The organism is Streptomyces sp. NPDC058653 (assembly GCF_042716895.1).
Lineage (GTDB): Bacteria > Actinomycetota > Actinomycetes > Streptomycetales > Streptomycetaceae > Streptomyces.
In genome coordinates this window covers 1-18,768 of record NZ_JBHXRM010000080.1, presented here as the reverse complement: position 1 = coordinate 18,768, position 18,768 = coordinate 1, and the positions used below count along the sequence as shown (strand labels likewise).

Sequence of the window (18,768 nt, the reverse complement as noted above, 5' to 3'; positions counted from 1 at the left end):
CGGGGTGACCATGGACTCCACGCACGACGTGGAGCAGCCGGCGGCCCGCTGGCAGTGCCCGCACCCCGCCATGACGCCGCTGGCCGCCTCCTACGAGCTGTCCGCGGCCGTCCCCGAACAGGCCGCCCCGACCGTCGGCTGGGGCTCCGCCGACCTCGGCACGCCCGCCACCTTCGTACTGCTGCGGCACGGCGAGACAGTCCTCACCCCCGAGAAGCGCTTCTCGGGAAGCGGCGGCGGCGATCCGGAGCTGTCGGCGGTCGGCCGCAGGCAGGCCGACGCGGTCGCGAAGGCCCTCGCCGCACGCGGCACGATCCAGGCCGTCGTCTCCTCCCCGCTGCTGCGCTGCCGCGAGACGGCCGGCGCCGTGGCCGGCCGGCTCGGCCTGGAGGTCACGGTCGAGGAGGGGCTGCGTGAGACGGACTTCGGCGCCTGGGAAGGCCTGACGTTCGCCGAGGTCAGGGAGAGGTATTCGGACGACCTCAGCACCTGGCTCACCTCGCCCGACGTGGCGCCGACCGGCGGCGGCGAGAGCTTCAACACGGTCGCGGCCCGGGTCGCGGCCACCCGCGACACGCTGATCGAGCGGTACGCGGGCCGCACGGTACTGGTCGTCACACACGTGACACCGGTGAAGACCCTCGTCAGACTGGCGCTCGGAGCACCGCCGGAGTCCCTGTTCCGGATGGAGCTCTCGGCGGCCTCACTCTCGGCGGTCGCCTACTACGCGGACGGCAACGCGTCGCTGCGCCTGCTGAACGACACGTCGCACCTGCGCTGAGCGGGGGAGGGGTTCTGGTTGGGCTGGCAACTGACCGACGACGTCGAGGAGTTCCGTACGGCGGCGGACACCTGCCTCGCGCGGGAGGCCGCCCGCTCGACACTGCTGCTGACGATCAGCGAGTCGGTCCGGGTCAACGGGGCGGGGGAGCCGGTCCGTTTCGGCTACTGGCGCCCGGCCGATGCCGCCCCCATCTCCGCCGCCTTCCTCCAGACCCCACCGCTGCGCCCGCTGCTCGGCCCGATGCCGGAGCGTGCGGCGCGCGAACTTGTTCCCGTACTGCGCGCCGTCGACCCGTCGTTGAGCTCCGTGCAGGGCGAGGAGGCGTGCGTGCGGGCGTTCGCCGCCGAGTGGACGGGGCGTTCGGGCGGCTGGCGGGTCTCGCACCGGGTACGGCTCTTCCGGCTGGGCGAGCTGACACCGCCGGACCCCGTCCCCGCCGGCCGGGCACGACGCGCCACCGGCGAAGACCTGCCGCTCCTCGCCGAGTGGATGAGCGCCTTCGCCACCGACACGGGCCAGCCGGTCACGGCGGACGCGGACTACACGCGGGCGACGGCGGAGCGCGTCACGTCCGGTCGGCTGTGGGTGTGGGACGTCGCGGGCGTGCCGGTGTCGATGGCATCGGTGACTCCGACCCTCGCGGGCCAGGCACGGGTGGCGCCGGTCTACACGCCGCTTCGGCTGCGCGGTCGCGGTTACGGGGGAGCGGTCACCGCGGCGGTGAGCCGGGCGGCCCTCGACTCGGGAGCCGAACAGGTCCTGCTCTACACGGACTTGGCGAACCCGACGAGCAACGCGCTCTACGAGCGGCTGGGTTACCGGCCGCTGAGGGACAGCCAGGTTCTGACGCTCGATCAGCCACCGCTCTCCGCACCCGAGTCGACGCGCTGATCGGCGTTCGGGCCTGGGCGGCCGACGTCGTACGCGCGGCGGCGTCGCACCGCCGCTCGCGCGCCAACCGGCCATCCGGCCGAGCCGCGCCGGGTCCCGCGCGAGCGCGCGTCGCCGGCGTGGTACGCGGGTGGCGGCGTTCGGCGCGAGCGGTCGGGTGACGTGGCGTCGCATCACGGTCCGCGCGTGAACCGGCCACCCGGCTGGACGCTCCGGGTCCCGCGCGGACCGACCCGTCGCCCCGTCGTATGCGCGTTGCGTCGTGCCACCGTTCGCGCGTGAACCGGCCATCAGGCCGGGCCACGCCGGGTCCCGCGCGAGCGCGGCTCCGCCGCGTCGCCGGCGTGGTACGCGCGTGGCGGCGTTCGGCGCGAGCCGTCGGGGGACGTGGCGGCGCGCCACCGTCCGCGCGTCAACCGGCCATCCGGCCGGATCGCGTCGGGTCCCGTGCCAGTGCGCCCCCGCCCCGTCGGCTCAGCGCAGTGACGCCGCCTCGCGGGCCAGTTTTTCCACCCGGGGCCAGTCCTTTTCCGTGAGCGCGTCCGGTGGGAGCATCCAGGTGCCGCCCACGCAGGCCACGTTGGGCAGTGCCAGATACGAACCCGCCGTTGCCAGGGAGATCCCGCCCGTCGGGCAGAAGCGGGCCTGGGGCAGTGGTCCCCACAGGGACTTGAGGTAGGGCGTGCCGCCCGCCGCCTCCGCCGGGAAGAACTTCATCTCCTTCACACCGCGCTCCAGCAGCGCCACGACCTCCGACGTCGTCGAGACACCCGGCAGGAAGGGCACCCCGGACGCCAGCATCGCGTTCAGCAGGGTCTCCGTCCACCCCGGGCTGACCAGGAAGCGGGCACCGGCCGCCACCGAGTCCGTCACGGACCCCGGCGCGATGACCGTCCCCGCGCCGACCACGGCCTCCGGCACCTCCGCCGCGATCGCCCGGATCGCGTCCAGCGCGACCGGTGTGCGCAGGGTCACCTCGATCGCGGGCAGTCCGCCCGCCACCAGGGCGCGGGCCAGTGGAACGGCGTCGGCGACATCGTCCACGACGACGACAGGGACTACGGGGGCGAGGTCGAGAACGGAGGTCATACGGCCATCCTGCCGCGCCGCCCTCGCCGCCCGCAACGACCGTTGCACCCCGTGCAACGGGGCCCGGCGGCAGGGCGGTGCGGGCCCTCAGTGGATCTCCGTCACCACCACGTCGAGCGCCCAGGACCGCCCCGCCCCGCCGGGCTCGGAGACCTCCACCACATACCCCAACTCGCGCAGCGTCTCCACCAGTTGACCGGGCTTCCTCGGCCCCGCGCCCGCCAGGAGCAGGTCCCGGACGAGCCGGCCCTTCGTCGCCTTGTTGAAGTGGCTGACCACCGACCGCTTCTCCACACCGTCCACGACCTGCGCGTGCAGGACACGCACCGTCGCGGTACGGTCGGCGATCTCGCCCGTCGGCCGCCAGGCCGGTGTGTACGACGACGAGCGCAGGTCCAGGACCAGCCCGCCGCCCGCGACCTCGGGCAGCACCGGCGCCATCGCCTTCCGCCAGTGCGTGCTCAGCGCCCCGACGCCCGGCAGCCGCACGCCCATCGAGCACCGGTACGACGGGATCCGGTCGCCGATCCGCACCGCTCCCCAGAGCCCGGAGAAGACCAGCAGCGACTTCCCGGCCCGCCGCCGCGCGGCCGTGTCCAGCGTGGCGAGGCCGAGCGCGTCGTACAGCACACCGGTGTAGACGTCCCCGGCCGGCCGCGTCCCCGCCGTCCGCAGCTCCACGTTCTTCGCGATCTCGCCACGCAGCCCCTCGCTCAGGCCCAGGACCTCCGCGGCCTTCTCCTCGTCGGCCGCGCACAGCTCGACGAGCTCGTCCAGTACGGCGGCCCGTGCCCCGGCCAGATCGGGCAGGGACAGTGACTCCGGCTTCAGCGGAGCCCCGTGGCCGGAGGCGGCCTTGCCTTCCGACGGCGGCAACAGCACGAGCACGGTGGTTCTCCTCAAGGACGTACGGAACGAGGGGTGCGGCCCCCGTTCCGCCAGGTTAAGCGGTGGGGCCCGTGCACACCCAGCCGCTCACCCCGCCGCTCACCGACCACCGCACCCGCCGCCCACGCCGGCGGGCCCGCCCCGGGAATCCCCGGGACGGGCCCTGTCCGGCGGCTCTCCGTCAGCTGCCGGACGGAGAGGGGATCACCCGGGCCTCACCGGACTCGGCCCGGTGGACGAACGCCCAGTCCGAGCCGCCGCCGCCCGAGTAGGCGAACGCCGTGGGGTCGGTGGCCGACCGCTCGGACCCGGCCTGCTGCCAGGCCCGCCACGTACCGAACGCGCCCTGGACCTCCTCGCGGGTGGTGTGGATCGTCCCGTCCTCGCTCCGCGCGACGACCTGGGTGTAGCCGTTCACGGGGTTGATGACGGCGGACGGGGCGCCGGCCGCGGTCAGGCCGCCCACCTTGGTCCAGGTCGCCGGGAAGGCGGTCCCTTCGCCGGACTGGACGGCGGAGAGGATCCCGCCGTCCTCGGCGCGGGCGAAGACGCCGAGCCGGTAGCCGGGGTAGACCACCACGGACGGTGCGTGCGTGATCTTCTGGTCACCGAGCCCGGTCCAGGAACCGACGGCGCCGTTCTTGAAGTTCGCGGTACGCAGCCGGCCGTCGCCGCCGGTGGCGAAGACCTGGATGCTGTCCCGCAGGGGCACCGCGGTCATCGGTCCTCCGAGGCCCTCGCCGGCGAGCCGGACCCAGCCCATGAAGTCGACGTTGGGACGCTGCTGCGCGCGGTACCAGGGCTTGCCCTCGGCGTCGACGGAGAACTGCACCAGCACGTCGTCGGCGCCCTTGGCGGTGGCCGGGGACTCCTTCATCGCACCGGCCAGATTCCGCCAGTCGGCCCATTCGAGGGTGGCCGCCGCCCGCCGTCGCCACCAGGCCTCGCCGCCCACGGTGCGGGCGGTCAACGCGACCGCGCCGTCGGGCTGTTCGGCGAGCTGCGGCCTGCCGGAGAACTTCTCCGCCTCGGGTCCGGTCGTCCACTGGATGCCCGTGAAGTCCGCGGGGTCCGCCTGCCGGCCGGTGACGAGCCGCCCGTCGGCGCGGGTGTACGCGTACTCGATCGCGCCGGTCGACGTCTGGAGAACGGCGGGCGGGCTCGTCGGGTCGAGCGTCGTCGCCGGTGTCTCGGGCGTGTAGTCGGCCCGGAGCCGGCAGGAGTCCGGGGCGCCGCTCACGCTGGTGTAGCCGGCCCAGTGGGAACCGGAGCCGATGAGCCGGTTGTAGCTGCCGCTGAAGTCGGCGGTCGGCTCGTGGTACCGGTAGTGGCGCACCTCGCCGTTCTCCTTGACCCGCAGGATCACGTCGCCGCCGAAGGAGGAGATGCTCTTGGAGTCCCGCCAGTCGGCCGTGCTGACCGTGACCTGGCGCTGGAGCCAGCGCTGGCTCTCGAAGTCGAAACGGGAGCGCAGCAGATGACCGGTGGCCGAGTCGATCCCGTACACGACGCCGTCGTCCGTGGCGACGATGTGGCTGAAGCGGCCCCAGCCCGGGTCGATCTTCTTGTTGCCGGCGGAGTTCCAGGTGCCGGTGGCCGTGGAGTACTGGATCCACCGCAGGTCGCCGCCGGTGTCGACGTGCCAGATGTGGCCGCCGCGGTCGACGGAGATCTTGTTCCGGTACGCGGCCTGGGTGTACGTGCCGAAGTCGTTGAGGATCTTGCGGTGGTGGATGTCCCACGTCCCGGTGGAGCTGACGCGGTGGCTGACGTACAGACCGTCCGACTTGATGCCGTAGAACGTCGCGGCGTTGCCGGCCAGCACACGCGGGTACTGGTTCCAGCCCGAGTCGATGGTGCTGGCCTCGGGGACGCTGCCCGTGCCGCCGTCCGGGTCGGGCACGTCGCGGCGCAGCAGGCTCCCCGCGTTGGTGACGGAGTAGAGGACACCGTTGGTCGTGCACGTCGGCCCGACGTTCGCGTTGATCCACGTGCGCAGGTTGTCGATCCGGGTCTCGACGGCGCCCGTACGGGTCTCCGACGCGTCGGCACCGAAGCAACCACCCTGCCAGGAGCGGCTGTTGATGCCGACGAGCTGCACCGTACCGCCGGACTCGCGCACGGCCGGGCCCCCGGTGTCGCCCTTGCAGACGGCGGCGCCGTCCTTGCCGGTGAGGGCCACCTCGGCGGCACTGACCGAGTCCACCGAGAACGTGCCGGTGTGCAGCTTCAGCGGTGCCCACTCGTCCTTGGTACGTCCGTAGCCGGCGACCCGCACCTCGTCCCCTGCGGCGGGCGCGGTCGCGGCGAGGGCCACGGGGGTGATGCCGGTGACCGGGGTGGCGAGCCGGCCGAGCACCAGATCCCGGTCGGCGTGGGGTACGAGCTGGACGACGTCCCGTACCTGCCCGGTCGTCGTGGTGAGGTCGGTGCGCCCGACGGTGGCGACCGTCTTGAGCGCGGGCGGGCCGGCGGGCACGTCGAGGCTCGTGGCCGGGTCCGTGGCGAAGCAACTGGCGGCGGTGAGCACCCAGTCCGCGTACACCAGCGCCCCTGAGCAGGCGCGCTGGCTGCTGCCGATGGCCAGACGGGCGGTGAAGGCATAGGCGTTGGCCGCCGCGGACGGGCCGGTGACGGCGGGCGCGGGGGCGGCGGAGACGAGTGTCGAGGCGGTGAGGAGAGCCGCGATGAATCCGGCCGTGCCGGAAAGACGGACGTTGCGCGATCTGGGCATGACCACTCTCTTGAGGCGGGTCTGATGGACCTGGCGGCCGGGAACTGCCGGTCGGAGACCGGGCGTTCGGCACGGACCGGGGGCTGTCACTTGGTGGTGGTGATCTCCACGAGCATGTGCTCGCGTGCCTCGTCGTCGACGCTCTCACCCACCGGGGTCCAGGTGTTCTTGGTGATGTCGAACGACTTCTCCTCGTCCTCCACGGTCATGTCGACCGTCGTCGCGTACGCGTTGCCCTGGACGCCGTAGACGGAGGGGATCTCCAGGCTGAGATAGCCGGAGTTGCCGGTGACGCGGAAGCAGATCCGCTCGTTGCTGCGGGAGCGGGCCCAGACCTCCAGGAGACCGGTCTCGCTGTCGCAGGTGGCCAGCACGATATGGCCGTCGCCGCGCTTGAGCGTGATGCCCTGCTCTTCGAGGATCTTGTCGGCCCCCGGGTAGTCGAAGTCCTCGACGGCGTAGCCGGGGGCTTCGGCGGCCACCGGTGCGACCGCCGCCTCGACCGCCTTCGCGGGGGTCTCGCCCGTCCGGGGCGTGCCCGACAGGCCCGCTGCCGCCAGGAGCCCGGTGAGGACGGCTGCCCCCGCGACGGCCAGGGCGCGCCCCAGGGGTCTCTTCGGCCTGGGCCGCGGCGATGTCGCGCTACGTACCTTCATCACAGTCCTACTCGTCGGTTCCGGCCGGCTGCCCGGAACATGGGATCGACAACGGGAGTGAGGGCTGCGCCCCGCTGCGCCGGGCGCAGGGGGAAAGAGGGGGTCCGGCTGGCCGCAGCATGAATTCGCGGGCGTTCGGTAAAACCGTTTCCGGGCACGGCGAAAAGACGCCGTGCATACGCGTATTCATGAGCTCACCCCCCGTCGGCGACCCTCGGAACTCCCGCCTTGAATTCGGTCGGGGGAGCGCTGGATTCGGCCCTGAAAAAGGCCGCGGAAGCGCTTTCCCCCATCCGGGGCGGAACTCTTTGGTTGCGCCATGTAATCCCATGCTCGACGCTCTGTCTATGCTATTAAATCAACAGAAAAGGGAGAATTTGGCCAGTGATTCATGTGGTGCGTGTCACATGACTTGAACGAAATGTGATGCAGAAGTGAACGACAAGTAAATGAGCCACGGGGGAAGTGTAATTCTCCGAATTGTCCCGAGTGGTGAAACTGTCTCTTTCTTCGTGATTTCCGACACCGATGCGACGGCGCCCCGCGTATCGGTCAAAGCGGGCACGTTTGTAATTCATCGGAATTCACCCGCCGGACTGTGTGATGCTTCATCGGCAATTGATGCCATCGCCGCTCTGTCGGCGCCGTCATCTTTCCGAGGGGGTTCATCACGTGATGACGAACAAAGGTCGTGGCCGGAGCCAGGGGGGCGTGGTCGGACAATGAGCGTGAAGCAGTGGAACAGACGGAGTTTCCTCCGTACGGCCGTCGCCGGCAGCAGCGCGATGGTGGCGGTGTCCGCCCTCGGGCTGGACATCGCCTGGGCCGCGCCGCGCGCGGCGGGCGCCGCCGGAGGGGCGGATCCGCTTCCCCTGCCCGACACCGACCGCGCGAAGGCGGTCAAGGCCTGGATGACCGGCGGACGGGCCGTCAGGGCGGCCGCGGCCGAGGCACTCGTCGGAGCCGATTCCGCCGTCCGGACCTTCCTCACCGAACAGCTGCCGAAGGCGACCGTGGAGGACAACCGCGTCGCCATCCTCACCTACCTCGCCCGCGCCGGTAAGGGCCTGCGCCGCGAGGCCCTCGCCGCGCTCAACAACGGCGACGCCGCCATCGCCGACTTCCTCGGCGAGGGGTTCGACCCCGCCCTCACGGAAGACCTGCGCGTCACCACCGCCACCGTCATGAGCACCGGCGGCAAGGCGATCACCCGGGAAGGCACCGCCGCCCTGGACGCCGGCGAGCGGAAGGCGCTGGAGGACTTCCTCCTCGAAGGCCAGTACACCGCCCGCCTGGAGGACATGCGGGTGACGATCGCCGGCATGCTGGCCAAGTCCGGCCCGGAGGTACGGAAGTACGCGACGCGCGCCCTCAACGGAAGCGCGGCGGACGTCCAGTGGTTCCTGGACACCGGCCAGCACATCGCCCGCGCCCGGGACCAGGAGTCCGCCACGATCGAGGAACTCGTCGCCGTCGTCGAGCGCGAGGGCAAGCGCGCGCAGGCCGAGACCAACCTCGCCGTCGAGGCGTCCGAGCGGGCCAAGGCCGCCGCGGAGAAGGCGAAGGAGGCGGCCGAGAAGGCGGCGGCGGAGGCCGAGGCCGCCCAGGACGACGTGGAGAAGTCCGGCGACGCCGCCCGGAAGGCCGCCAGCGCCGCCAAGGGCGCGGCGGACGCCGCCCGTAACGCCATCAACTCCTCCCACGCGGCCGTCGCCGCCTCCCGGCGCGCGTCCTTCGCCGCCACCGCCGCCTCCCAGTGCGCCGCGACCGCCGGTCACGCCGCCTCCCGCGCCTACCGGGCGGCGATCGGCGCCTCCAAGGACGCCTCGCAGGCCTCGGCGGCGAAGGACGCGGCCGTCGCCGCCCGTAACGCCGCGGCCAAGGCACGTACGGCCGCCAAGGCCGCCGACTACGCCGCGACCGCCTCCGCGCAGGCCGCCGGCGCCGGCTCCGCGGCCGCCTCCGCCGCCCGTAACGCCGCCGCCGCCGCGAACGCCTCGGCCCAGGCCGCCTCCGCCGCGGGCGCGGCGCAGCAGCAGGCCGCCGAGGCCAAGCGCCAGGCGGCGATCGCGAGCGCCGCCGCCAACCGGGCGACCAACGCCGCCTCCACAGCCCAGGCACTCGCCAACTCGGCCGCCACCGCCGCGCGCACGGCGCGCGACGCCGCCAACTCCGCGGCCGAGCACGCCGAGAAGGCGGCCGACGCGGCGGACGAGGCCGTGAAGTACGCGGGCCAGGCGCTCGACTACGCGAACAAGTCGACCGCCCACGCCGCGAAGGCCGTCGAGGCGGCCAACACCGCGACCAAGACGGTCGAGGAGGCCCTCGCGGTGGAACAGGCCGCGCGCGAGGCCGAGATGGCGAGCCTGGAGGAGGACAAGCAGCAAGGCCTCGACGAGGCCGCCGAGTTGGCCCGTATCGAGGCGGACGAGCGCGCGGAGTACGAGGACAAGCGCGCACAGGCCGAACAGACCGAGCAGGCCGTCCGGGACCTGATCAGCGAGGCCGAGCGGGCGCTTGCGGGCAACGACCTGACGCTGGCGGCCACCCTGGGCCGTAAGGCCGCCGTCGGGCTGCTGAGCGCGAAGGGCTCCTGGACCCGGCAGGCCGCGCAGTTCGCCCTCTGCGGCACCGACGCCGACGCGCACGCCTGGATCGACACCGACCGGACGCTGGCCCAGGGCCAGGACGACCGGGAGACCGCGCTCTACCTCGCCCAGGTCTCCGCCCCCGCGATCGCGGACGCGGCACAGACCGCGCTGGAGAGCGATCAGCCCGGGGCGGCGCGGAGCTTCCTCACGGAAGGGGTGGTCGAGGCCGCCGCGACCGACAACCGGGTCCAGGCCTTCCGCGTCCTCGCCAACAGCCCCGGCAGGGCGGTCAAGGCGGCGGCGGAGGCCGCGATCGAGGCCAACAGCGCGCAGGCGCTCCAGGACTTCTTCGACCACACCTACGCCGAGGCGATACGGGAGGACGACTCCGTCGCCACCGCGACCCTCCTCGCCAAGGGCGGCCCGTACACCAAGGCCCACGCCGAGGTCGCCCTCGCGGGCCCGACGTGGATGCGCAGGAACTTCATCGACGTCGCGCAGTACAAGACGGCGCAGCTCGACTACGACTCCGCCACCCATGTCGCCGCGATCCGCGGGGCGATCGCCGCGGCGGCCAAGATCGCCCACAAGGCGCAGCAGGACGCCGCGCTGGCGTCGAAGGCGGCGGCGGAGGCCCGCCAGGCGGCGGCCGAGGCCGCGCAGTGGGCGTCCAAGGCGCAGGCGTCGGCGGAGAAGGCCGAGGACTACGCCGACCAGGCGCGGCAGAACGCCGACGACGCCGACAAGTCCGCCGCGGCGGCGCAGGCGTCGGCGAACACGGCCAAGACGGCGGCGGCGACCGCGCGCGGCGCCTCCCGCTCGGCGAACTACTCGGCGAACAGGGCGATCGACGCGGCGCGCAGCGCCCTGAACTCCGCCTACAGCGCGCAGGCTTCGGCCTCCAGCGCCCGCCAGTCCGCGCTCGCGGCGGGCCAGGACGCCAAGACGGCGGCAGCGGCGGCGAGCGACGCCCGCCGTATCGCCACCGAGAAGCGGCAGGCCGAGGCGGCCGAGGCCGCGCGGCAGGCCGCCGAGCAGGCGCGGAGGGACCGCGAGAACGGCGACAACCCGGCCGACAGCCCCACCCACGACCAGGTCAACCAGGGAGGCAGCGAGGGCGACGGCGAGGACTGGTGGGAGGACGCGGGCTGGTACGCCGGCGCGTTCAACAACATCAGCATCGCCACCGGGTTCATCTCCGCCGGCCTCGGTCTGGGCAGTCTCCTCTTCCCGCCGCTGGCCCCCTTCGCGGCGGGCTTCGCCTACGTCTCCCTCGCCACGGCCGGTCTCAGCACCCTCTTCACGGGCATCGAGTACGGCTTCGGCAGCGGCGAGTTCGCGGCCTCCGCCGGGGGCACCGCCCTCGCGCTGATCACCTTCGGCCAGTCCAAGTGGATCGGAGCGCTGAGCGGGGCCGGTGGCAGGGTGGTGGCGCCCGTGGCCACGAAGGTCACCCAGTTCGCCCACGACCTGGTCTCCCCGATCACCGGGGTGCTGTCGCTCTTCTGATCAGGATCAGGGACGCTACGTAAGCTGACGGGAGGGGGCCGGCGCACGCCGCCGGTCTCCTCCCCTCCTCGCGGGAAGGACACCACGACCGTGCTCGCCCCCGTACCCACCGGATGGTTCTGGCTGCTCGCAGCGGCGGTCACGGTGGTCCACGCCGCCGCGATGGCGAGATGGATCCCGCTGCGGAGATTCCGGTACGTCTATCCGTGCGTCATCGTCGCCTGCGGCGCGGGGGCGGTCCTGTACGGCCGCTCCGACGGGTACACCCTGCCGTCGATGCTGGCGATGTACGCGTTCTCGATCGCCGGTCTCACGATCGGCCTCTTCCCGACCCGCAGACTGTTCACGGCGTGGGCGCGGGAGATGAACAACGGTGTGACCCGGGAGAGGTACGACGTCCCGCCCGCGCACATCGTGTTCTGCGTCGGGTCCGTGGTCGTCATGGCGCTCGCCGCGTTCGCCCTCACACGCTGACGTCGCCGACCGGCTTCTCCTCCGGCTCGTGCGATGCCTCCGCGAGCGCCTTCCTGACCTGGGTGAACCGGGCCACCAGCGCCGCCGGATCGTCCGCGTGGAAGCGGAGCACCGTCGCCGTGCCGCGCGTGCCCAGGGGCCGTACGAACGCGACCGGCCCGGTCAGCTCCACCCGTACCGTCGTCTGGCCGCCCACGATCAGGTCGAGCGCCCCGCCGGGCTCGTCGATCCTGATCAACGAACCGTCCGGGTAGCGCCGTTCGACGCGGGCCGAGGCGATCTGCCCGCCGGTGATCCTCAGGTCGAACAGCGCGCCCCAGCGCACCCGGAGCGATCCGTCGGCGCCCACGACATGGGGGCGGGTCACACAGCTCGCGTGCAGGGCGAGCACCATCAGCACCCCGTACACATCCACGACCAGCAGGATCTTGTGCGCCAGCGGCCACGGGACCAGGATCGCCAGCGCCACCGTCTCGACGACGGACACGAAGAGAAGGCCGTACATCATCGCCGTCTGCGGGCCGGTGTACGGGGCGGCGAGATCTCCCTCGCGTACCCCGTGCACACGCCGCCCGACCCACCGTACGAGGCTCGTCATGCCCCGCAGCTCATGGACGAGCAGCCGGCGGGCGACGGCCGGTACGGCGGCCTCCACCGCCGCGACGAGGGCGGCCCGCCGCTCGGCGCCGGCCAGACGCGCGGCCTTGTAGTGGCGTCGTACGAGCACCGCCTCGATCGCCACCAGTGTGAGTACGACCGCCTCGGCGGCCAGGAGCACCGGCGCCGGCACGTCCACGCCCGCCAGCAGACACACGACCAGCGCGAACTCCGCCGGCACCACCACCCACAGGGCCCTGCTCATCCCGTTCCCTCCCCGTCGGTTTTCGGCGGGCGCGGTTCCTCCGCGCGCCGCCGCCGCATCCGCGCGAGTTCCTCCATCACCAGCCGCCCGACCTCCGCCTGGGCGGGGGCGAAGTCCCGGAGGATCGCCGCCCCGACCCCCTCCAGCACCAGGGGCCCGTCCTGCTCCGGCAACGCGTCCAGCACGCCGTCGGGGACGATCGCCGTCAGTGCCCCGGCGAGCGGTCCGACACGGGGATCGTCCGCCGGGGCGTCGGCGAGCTCGTCGAGGCGGGTGTAGAGCGAGAGGACGTCCGGGTCCTCCAGGAGGGGGTGCAGGGCCTCGTAGAACTCCTCACCGCCCCCGGCGGCGTCGAGCAGCACCAGCAGCTCGCGGTCCTTGGCCGCCATCGCCGAGTCCGTCTCCGGAGCCGCCTTCAGCAACCGCGCGAGCGTGGGCGACACCGGTCCCTCGGGCGGCAGCGTCCCCGCCATCAGCTCGGCGAGCCTGCGCCGCCTGGCGCGGATCTCCTCCTCCTGCCGAGCCAGATCCGCGTCCAGCTCGCCGAGCACCTCCACCAGCTCACGCCCGGCGTCGTCGGCGAGGACGTCCCGTACCTCGTCCAGGCTCAGCCCCAGCTCCGAGAGCCGGCGGATCCTGGCGAGGAGCACGGCGTCCCGTACGGAGTACACGCGGTAACCGTTGGCCCGCCGCCCGGGCTCGGGCAGCAGGCCCAGATGGTGGTAGTGCCGCACCGCCCGCGAGGTGACCCCCACGAGTGCGGCGATCTCTCCGATTCGCATGACCCCAGTAGAAACCCCGACGCTGCGGCAAGGTCAAGGACGAGATCCGGGGCGGCCGGGGGCCCGCCGGGGCGGGTACCATGACGATCACGGCAGACGAGCCGGGCGGACGGCCGCGTGGGGATCTCCGGATCCTCCCGAGGAACGTCCGGACTCCACAGGGCAAGGTGGTGGGTAACGCCCACCCGGGGTGACCCGCGGGACAGTGCCACAGAAAACAGACCGCCGGGACTGCGCTCTTGTCGAGAGGGCGGTCTCCGGTAAGGGTGAAACGGTGGTGTAAGAGACCACCAGCGCCCGAGGTGACTCGGGCGGCTAGGTAAACCCCACTTGGAGCAAGGTCAAGAGGGGCCGTCGCAAGACGGTCCTGCGCGGACGTCCGAGGGCTGCCCGCCCGAGTCCGCGGGTAGACCGCACGAGGCCGACGGCAACGTCGGTCCTAGATGGATGGCCGTCTCCCCGGCCGCCGCGAGGCGACCGGGCGACAGAATCCGGCGTAGAGCCCGACTCGTCTGCCGCTCCCGCGCTGGGGCCCGTGGGCGTACCGGCCGGGAAATGACATGACCGGCGGGCCCGTCAGGGGTGAGAATCCGGGCATGCCCGCACCCACAGGTTTCCGTTACGAGCGGCACGCCGACGGCAGCGTCGTCATCACGCACCACGGGCGGGTCGCCGGCACCCTGCGCGGCGGGCGGGCCGACAAGTTCCTCGCCCAGGTCGGGAGCGGGGACGCGCAACTGGTGATGGCGCGGTGGACCGGGGCGTACAAGTTCGGGAACGAGCGTACGGCCCGTGACCACCCCAGGAACCGGGGCCGCTGACCGTCGGGGCGGTCAGAGCTCCTCGGCGCGCAGCGCCAGGTCCTGGAGGATGTCCGCCGACGAGACCTCCGGGCCGCCCGCGTCGTGCACGCGGGCCAGCGTCACGAAAGCGAGCGTGAACGCTCCCACGAGCTGTTCCACCGCGCCGCCGACCTCCCGGCCGAGCAGCACGCTCAGCTCCTCGGGGGTCGCGTCGGCGGGCACCTCGACACGCGGCATCGTCTCGTTGAGCAGTTCGGTCACGACGCCCATCTCGGCGTCCATGTCCTGTTCCTGACCGGTGTCCTCCTCAAGTCGGCGCTGCCAGTCCGCGGCCTGCGTCAGGATGGCGATCACGCGCTTCAGGACCTCGCTCTGCTCCATGCCGTGAGCATAGGCGGGAGGGATGGGGCGCGTGGGTAGCAGCGCGAGCCGGTGGAGTGAGACGTGCGCCAGTCGCGCCGGCGGCGCCGGCCGAGGCCCCGGAGCCGTACCGGAGCCCGACCTGACGCCGGTGGGCGTCCTCCTCAGCGTCAACCGGAGCCCGCTCGCGATGGGACTGCTCACCGACAAGACCGGGTCGGGCAGCCGGGGCGCCACGGGCGACATCAGGGCGGTGCCGCCGTCGTGGCTGCGCTGGTTCGGTGAGGGCGGCGGGGCGCTGCCCGAGTGGGTCGCCCGGGTCGACGCCGTACGGGAGGTGCTCACAGCCGGGGGCCGCACCCTCGCGCAGGGCGCGCTCGGGTGGCTGTGGGCGCGCAGCGAACTGACCGTGCCGATCCCCGGGTTCCGGTCGGTCGCGCAGGTCGAGGAGAACGCGGGCGCGCGGGGCTTCGGTCCGCTGAGCGCGGCGCAACTCAAGGAGATCGGCGAGCTGTTGGCGCCGGCCGGTGCACCCTCGGACTGAGGAGGACGGGCCCGCCCCGGATCAGGGCCCGCGATCGCTCGCGGGCCCGGATCCCGGCCCGGCAGGATCCGCCAGACCCGCCCGACAGGACCTACGCCGACTCCACCTCGATGGGCGTTCCCGCCCCCGACACCCGCACGCGCGGGTCGCCCGCCCGCAGCTCCACCGTCAGGACGCCCGGCCGGCCCATGTCAACGCCCTGGTGGAGGGTGAGCACGGACGCCTCCGGGACGAGGCCGAGTTCACGCGCGTACGCCCCGAAGGCGGCAGCCGCCGCGCCCGTCGCCGGGTCCTCCACCACACCGCCCACCGGGAACGGGTCGCGTACGTGGAAGACGTCCGCCGACTCGCGCCACACCAGTTGCACCGTGGTCAGCTCCAGCCGGTGCATCAGCGCTTCGAGGCGGGCGAAGTCGTACGACAGGTCCGCCAGCCGGGCCCGGGTGGCCGCGCCGACGACGAGGTGGCGGGCACCGCCGTAGGCGATGCGCGGCGGCAGGTCCGGGTCGAGATCGCCGGCCGGCCACCCGAGGGCGGCCAGGGCCTCGGCGAGGTCGGCCTCCGCGATCGCGTCGACGTGCGGCTCGACGCTGGTGAGGGTCGCCCGCAGCGGACCGCCCTCCCGCTCGGCGGCGACGGTCACCGGTACGGTCCCGGCGCGCGTCTCGAAGACCAGGTCGCCCTCGCCGATCCGCTCGGCCAGGGCGACCGCGGTGGCGACGGTGGCGTGCCCGCAGAACGGGACCTCGGCCTTCGGGCTGAAGTACCTGATGGTGAACGCCCGTCCCGGCTCCCCGGCCCCGTCCGGCGCCGGCCCCGTCAGGAACGCCGACTCGCTGTAACCGAGGTCGGCGGCGATCGAGAGCATCTCCTCGTCCGTGAGCGAGGAGGCGTCGAGCACGACGCCGGCGGGGTTGCCGCCGGCGGGATCGGTGGAGAAGGCGGTGTAGCGCAGGACCTCGCCGGTCAGTGTCGGTTCACTCATGCGCGTGCCAACGACGGGCGGCGGGAGGGCATTCCCGCCGCGCCCGGCCCCCGCGTCCTCGCGTCCCGCCCCCGCCGCACCGCCCGCCGCACTCCCCGCCGCGCCGCCCGGCTCCGCGTCGGCAGGGCTCCCTCAGCCGCGCCCGATGAACGGCATCGCCGTCGCCAGCACCGTCGCGAACTGGATGTTGGCCTCCAGCGGCAGCTCCGCCATGTGCAGCACCGTCGTCGCCACGTCCGCCGCGTCCATCACCGGCTCCACCGCCAGCTCACCGTTCGCCTGCGGCACACCGAGCCCCATGCGCTGCGTCATGTCCGTCGCCGCGTTGCCGATGTCGATCTGACCGCAGGCGATGCGGTACGGACGCCCGTCCAGGGAGAGCGACTTGGTGAGCCCCGTGAGGGCGTGCTTCGTCGCCGTGTACGCCACCGACTGGGGGCGCGGCGCGTACGCGGAGATCGAACCGTTGTTGATGATCCGCCCGCCCTGCGGGTCCTGGTCCTTCATCAGCCGGTACGCCGCCTGCGCGCAGAGGAACGAGCCCGTCAGATTGGTGTCGACGACCTTGCGCCAGGCCGAGTAGGGCAGTTCCTCCAGCGGTACGCCCCCGGGGCCGAACGTACCCGCGTTGTTGAAGAGGAAGTCGATCCGGCCGAACCGCTCCCGTACCGTCCCGAAGAGCGCGTCCACGTCCTCCGGCCGCGCCACGTCCGTCGGGACGCAGACCGTCTCGGCCGTCCCGGTCGCGGCCTCCGCCGCCATCGCGGCCGTCTCCTCCAAGCGTTCGGCCTTCCGCCCGGCGAGCACGACCGACCAGCCCGCGCCGGTCAGGGCGACGGAGACGCCCCGTCCGATGCCCGAACCCGCTCCCGTCACCACAGCGATCTTCCGCTCAGCATCCATGGGGCCGCAGCGTACGGGAGCGGGCGCGGCGGGAACACGGGGCCCGGCGAGCCGTGACCGGGCGTACCGGAGGGTGGCATATAACGGGCGCACGGGGAACTCATCAGGCGGCCATCCCGATGTTGTGTACCCGACAACGATCAGACGTCGCGCACGGCTGCACTTCCTCTGACAACAGCCGTCAGGGGAGGGGCAGATCACATGACACCCGCACGCACCGGCACGACCAGCGGTGACAACTCCGCCGCACACTCGCCCGAGTTGAGGGCCGCCGCGGCCCACCTCGGCCGCCGCCGTTTCCTCACCGTCACCGGCGCCGCCGCCGCGCTCGCCTTCGCGGTCAACCTGCCGACGGCGGGCACCGCGAGCGCCGCCGAGCTGGACGCCTCGAAGATCAAGAGCGACCCCTTCACCCTCGGTGTCGGCTCGGGCGACCCGGCGACCTCCTCCGTCCTGCTCTGGACCCGCCTCGCGCCCAGCCCGTACGAGCCCGGCAGCGGTCTGCCCCGGACCAGGGTCTCAGTGCGCTGGGAGGTCTCCCACGACGAGCGGTTCACGAGGGTCGTCAGACGCGGAACCGCCACCACCCACCCCGAGTTCGACCACAGCGTCCACGTCGAGGTCCCCGGCCTGGACGCGGACCGCTTCTACTTCTACCGCTTCCGCGTCGGCACCTGGATCAGTCCCGTCGGCCGCACCCGCACCGCCCCCACGCGCTCCGCGAACATCGGTGAGCTGAAGCTCGCCGCCGTCTCCTGCCAGGCGTACCACGACGGCTACTTCACCGCGTACCAGCACCTGGCCGCCGAGGACCTCGACGTCGTCATCCACCTCGGCGACTACCTCTACGAGTACGCCGTCACAGCGGTCGGCGGCGCCCGCAACTACACCGACCGGCGGCTGCCCGCGCACTACAACCGCGAGACCATCACGCTGGAGGACTACCGGCTGCGCTACGGCCTCTACAAGTCCGACCCGGACCTGATGGCCGCGCACGCGGCGCACCCCTTCATTGTCACGTCGGACGACCACGAGACGGAGAACAACTACGCGGACGAGACCCCCGAGAACGACGTGCCGCCGGAGGAGTTCCTGCTCCGCAGGGCCGCCGCCTACCGCGCGTACTGGGAGAACCAGCCGCTGCGCGCCCCGCAGCAGCCCGAGGGACCGGACATGCGGCTCTACCGCCGGCTGCACTTCGGGCGCCTCGCCCAGTTCGACATCCTCGACACCCGCCAGTACCGCTCCAACCAGGCGTACGGGGACGGCTGGCAGGTTCCGGGCCCCGAGTCCGAGGACCCGACGCGCACCATGACCGGCGAGACGCAGGAGCGCTGGCTGCTGAACGGCTGGAAGCAGTCCCGCGCCCTCTGGAACGTGCTGCCGCAGCAGGTCACCTTCGCGCAGCGCCGCGACGTGCCCGGCGAGAACTTCAAGCTGTCGATGGACGGCTGGGACGGCTACCCGGCCTCCCGCAAGCGCGTCCTGGACGGCGCGGCCGCGGCCGGGCTCGACAATCTGATGGTGCTGACCGGCGACGTGCACGTCGGTTACGGCTTCGACCTGAAGGCCGACTTCGACGACCCCGCGTCCCGCACCGTCGGCACCGAGGTCGTCGCCACCTCCATCGCCAGCGGCAAGGACGGCGCGGACAAGCCCTCCAACTGGGACAACCTCACCACCGCCAACCCGCACATGAAGTTCTACAACGGGCGGCGCGGCTATGTGACCGTCACGCTCGGCAAGCGGCAGGCGCGGGCCGACTTCAAGACGGTCTCCGCCGTCACGACACCCGGCGCGCCCCTCTCGACGGCCGCGTCCTTCGTGACCGAGGCGGGCGACCCGGGCCTCAAGCCGGCCTGACACGCGCGCCCTACCACGCACGGAAGCCGCGGGGGGGGGGGGGGCGGGGG

15 protein-coding genes, 1 other RNA gene and 1 pseudogene are annotated in these 18,768 nt (G+C 72.8%); 8 read left to right on the top strand and 9 right to left on the bottom strand.

Annotated features, from left to right (window positions below; genetic code table 11):
* Both ACFWU9_RS35845 and ACFWU9_RS35840 read left to right on the top strand, forming a co-directional pair.
* On the top strand, positions 1 to 781 hold a 781-nt coding region (locus ACFWU9_RS35845), incomplete at its 5' end, for a histidine phosphatase family protein (protein ID WP_384325280.1).
* A gap of 18 nt (positions 782 to 799) precedes the next feature.
* Positions 800 to 1,675 (top strand): GNAT family N-acetyltransferase, encoded by an 876-nt coding sequence (locus ACFWU9_RS35840; RefSeq protein ID WP_384325279.1) that lies wholly within the window; start codon positions 800 to 802, stop codon positions 1,673 to 1,675.
* A gap of 474 nt (positions 1,676 to 2,149) precedes the next feature.
* On the opposite strand, the gene eda is transcribed toward ACFWU9_RS35840, so the two are convergent.
* From eda to ACFWU9_RS35820, 4 genes are all read right to left on the bottom strand, one after another.
* Entirely contained in the window at positions 2,150 to 2,764 is a 615-nt protein-coding gene (eda, locus tag ACFWU9_RS35835) for a bifunctional 4-hydroxy-2-oxoglutarate aldolase/2-dehydro-3-deoxy-phosphogluconate aldolase (RefSeq protein WP_384325278.1), read from the bottom strand.
* Between the two features lie 87 nt (positions 2,765 to 2,851).
* Positions 2,852 to 3,652, bottom strand: coding sequence for a peroxide stress protein YaaA (yaaA, locus tag ACFWU9_RS35830; RefSeq protein ID WP_384325277.1), 801 nt, complete (start codon positions 3,650 to 3,652; stop codon positions 2,852 to 2,854).
* Between the two features lie 181 nt (positions 3,653 to 3,833).
* Complete coding sequence (locus tag ACFWU9_RS35825) at positions 3,834 to 6,386, bottom strand: tachylectin-related carbohydrate-binding protein (protein ID WP_384325276.1); 2,553 nt, start codon at positions 6,384 to 6,386, stop codon at positions 3,834 to 3,836.
* Between the two features lie 86 nt (positions 6,387 to 6,472).
* Entirely contained in the window at positions 6,473 to 7,042 is a 570-nt protein-coding gene (locus ACFWU9_RS35820) for a hypothetical protein (protein ID WP_384325275.1), read from the bottom strand.
* A 722-nt stretch (positions 7,043 to 7,764) separates the two neighbouring features.
* Between ACFWU9_RS35820 and ACFWU9_RS35815 the strand changes: the two genes are divergently transcribed.
* The gene (locus tag ACFWU9_RS35815; protein ID WP_384325274.1) at positions 7,765 to 11,142 is read left to right on the top strand and encodes a hypothetical protein; all 3,378 of its coding nucleotides are present in this window, start codon (positions 7,765 to 7,767) and stop codon (positions 11,140 to 11,142) included.
* A 90-nt stretch (positions 11,143 to 11,232) separates the two neighbouring features.
* Positions 11,233 to 11,616: a hypothetical protein gene (locus ACFWU9_RS35810; protein ID WP_384325273.1), complete on the top strand. Its 384-nt coding sequence runs from the start codon at positions 11,233 to 11,235 to the stop codon at positions 11,614 to 11,616.
* On the opposite strand, the gene ACFWU9_RS35805 is transcribed toward ACFWU9_RS35810, so the two are convergent.
* Complete coding sequence (locus ACFWU9_RS35805; RefSeq protein ID WP_384325272.1) at positions 11,606 to 12,478, bottom strand: hypothetical protein; 873 nt, start codon at positions 12,476 to 12,478, stop codon at positions 11,606 to 11,608. The two genes, ACFWU9_RS35810 and ACFWU9_RS35805, sit on opposite strands and share 11 nt — an antisense overlap.
* Positions 12,475 to 13,260 (bottom strand): MerR family transcriptional regulator, encoded by a 786-nt coding sequence (locus tag ACFWU9_RS35800; RefSeq protein ID WP_384325271.1) that lies wholly within the window; start codon positions 13,258 to 13,260, stop codon positions 12,475 to 12,477. The genes ACFWU9_RS35805 and ACFWU9_RS35800 overlap by 4 nt, the downstream gene beginning before the upstream one ends.
* A gap of 97 nt (positions 13,261 to 13,357) precedes the next feature.
* On the opposite strand from ACFWU9_RS35800, the gene rnpB reads away from it, so the two are divergent.
* Positions 13,358 to 13,775, top strand: an RNA gene (gene rnpB / locus ACFWU9_RS35795) — RNase P RNA component class A.
* An 81-nt stretch (positions 13,776 to 13,856) separates the two neighbouring features.
* Entirely contained in the window at positions 13,857 to 14,081 is a 225-nt protein-coding gene (locus tag ACFWU9_RS35790) for a hypothetical protein (protein WP_384325270.1), read from the top strand.
* A gap of 12 nt (positions 14,082 to 14,093) precedes the next feature.
* Here ACFWU9_RS35790 and ACFWU9_RS35785 read toward each other — a convergent pair whose 3' ends face one another.
* A complete protein-coding gene (locus tag ACFWU9_RS35785) occupies positions 14,094 to 14,444 on the bottom strand; it encodes a hypothetical protein (protein ID WP_384325269.1) in 351 nt (116 codons plus the stop codon).
* Between the two features lie 139 nt (positions 14,445 to 14,583).
* Here ACFWU9_RS35785 and ACFWU9_RS35780 point away from each other — a divergent pair.
* Positions 14,584 to 14,967 (top strand): annotated as a pseudogene (locus ACFWU9_RS35780) (aldo/keto reductase); the annotation flags it as partial.
* Between the two features lie 91 nt (positions 14,968 to 15,058).
* On the opposite strand, the gene ACFWU9_RS35775 reads toward ACFWU9_RS35780, so the two are convergent.
* The gene (locus ACFWU9_RS35775; protein WP_384325268.1) at positions 15,059 to 15,952 is read right to left on the bottom strand and encodes a PhzF family phenazine biosynthesis isomerase; all 894 of its coding nucleotides are present in this window, start codon (positions 15,950 to 15,952) and stop codon (positions 15,059 to 15,061) included.
* A gap of 132 nt (positions 15,953 to 16,084) precedes the next feature.
* A complete protein-coding gene (locus tag ACFWU9_RS35770; protein WP_384325267.1) occupies positions 16,085 to 16,855 on the bottom strand; it encodes an SDR family oxidoreductase in 771 nt (256 codons plus the stop codon).
* A gap of 201 nt (positions 16,856 to 17,056) precedes the next feature.
* Between ACFWU9_RS35770 and ACFWU9_RS35765 the strand changes: the two genes are divergently transcribed.
* Entirely contained in the window at positions 17,057 to 18,718 is a 1,662-nt protein-coding gene (locus ACFWU9_RS35765; protein WP_384325266.1) for an alkaline phosphatase D family protein, read from the top strand.
* The last annotated feature ends 50 nt before the right edge of the window (positions 18,719 to 18,768 follow it).

What these genes read in the sequence shown, in the direction of transcription:
- eda (WP_384325278.1), bottom strand. Translation starts at nt 2,764, where the DNA reads ATGACCTCCGTTCTCGACCTCGCCCCCGTAGTCCCTGTCGTCGTCGTG.
- ACFWU9_RS35820 (WP_384325275.1), bottom strand. Translation starts at nt 7,042, where the DNA reads ATGAAGGTACGTAGCGCGACATCGCCGCGGCCCAGGCCGAAGAGACCC.
- ACFWU9_RS35785 (WP_384325269.1), bottom strand. Translation starts at nt 14,444, where the DNA reads ATGGAGCAGAGCGAGGTCCTGAAGCGCGTGATCGCCATCCTGACGCAG.
- ACFWU9_RS35800 (WP_384325271.1), bottom strand. Translation starts at nt 13,260, where the DNA reads ATGCGAATCGGAGAGATCGCCGCACTCGTGGGGGTCACCTCGCGGGCG.
- ACFWU9_RS35775 (WP_384325268.1), bottom strand. Translation starts at nt 15,952, where the DNA reads ATGAGTGAACCGACACTGACCGGCGAGGTCCTGCGCTACACCGCCTTC.
- ACFWU9_RS35770 (WP_384325267.1), bottom strand. Translation starts at nt 16,855, where the DNA reads ATGGATGCTGAGCGGAAGATCGCTGTGGTGACGGGAGCGGGTTCGGGC.
- ACFWU9_RS35805 (WP_384325272.1), bottom strand. Translation starts at nt 12,478, where the DNA reads ATGAGCAGGGCCCTGTGGGTGGTGGTGCCGGCGGAGTTCGCGCTGGTC.
- ACFWU9_RS35825 (WP_384325276.1), bottom strand. Translation starts at nt 6,386, where the DNA reads ATGCCCAGATCGCGCAACGTCCGTCTTTCCGGCACGGCCGGATTCATC.
- ACFWU9_RS35815 (WP_384325274.1), top strand. Translation starts at nt 7,765, where the DNA reads ATGAGCGTGAAGCAGTGGAACAGACGGAGTTTCCTCCGTACGGCCGTC.
- ACFWU9_RS35765 (WP_384325266.1), top strand. Translation starts at nt 17,057, where the DNA reads ATGACACCCGCACGCACCGGCACGACCAGCGGTGACAACTCCGCCGCA.
- ACFWU9_RS35790 (WP_384325270.1), top strand. Translation starts at nt 13,857, where the DNA reads ATGCCCGCACCCACAGGTTTCCGTTACGAGCGGCACGCCGACGGCAGC.